This is a genomic window from Gottfriedia acidiceleris (genome assembly GCF_002128425.1).
Classification (GTDB): Bacteria; Bacillota; Bacilli; order Bacillales; family Bacillaceae_G; genus Gottfriedia; species Gottfriedia acidiceleris.
Window position 1 is genome coordinate 1 of record NZ_NESS01000044.1, and the last position, 554, is coordinate 554.

1 protein-coding gene is annotated in these 554 nt (G+C 33.0%); it reads left to right on the forward strand.

The genetic code is table 11. From position 1 onward, the window contains the following. Positions 1–410: HNH endonuclease signature motif containing protein (locus B6K90_RS23290; protein ID WP_407920552.1), on the forward strand; the 410-nt coding region annotated here is incomplete at its 5' end. Between the last annotated feature and the right edge of the window lie 144 nt (positions 411–554).

Genomic DNA, 554 nt, shown 5'->3' on the forward strand with positions numbered 1-554 from the left:
CACAAACGATATGTAACTTCACTGCCGAAGGTAGAGCGAAAATACATAATAACTTAAAAGCTATCGATAGAAATATACTTACTTACATCATGAGAAACTACATTCCAAATCGATCAATTGAATATAATGACAATCGAATCAGTAAATTTATTGCCCAATATGGCAGATGTGCCATATTAGGAGTGGATTTAGGAATAAATGAATGGCATTGCCATCATATTAACCCTTATCATCTTTCAAAAGATGATAGCTATTCAAATCTTATTATTGTAGATAATGCTATACATAAACTGCTTCATCTAAAGGATAAAGTTAAAATAGAAACTCTTTTAAACTCCTTAAAACTTACTCAAAAGCAAATGGAAAGAGTAAATACTTTACGAATTAGATGTCAAAATCAAATAATTTAAATTGGAAGAAAAGCACTCGTCTGCTTAATACATAGAAAAGAATAAATTGGAGTAGTTGGAACGCCGTATGCGGTGAAAGTCGCACGTGCGGTGTGAACAGGGGGAAAAGGGAGCGATAACTTCAAACCCTTACCTATCTGTATG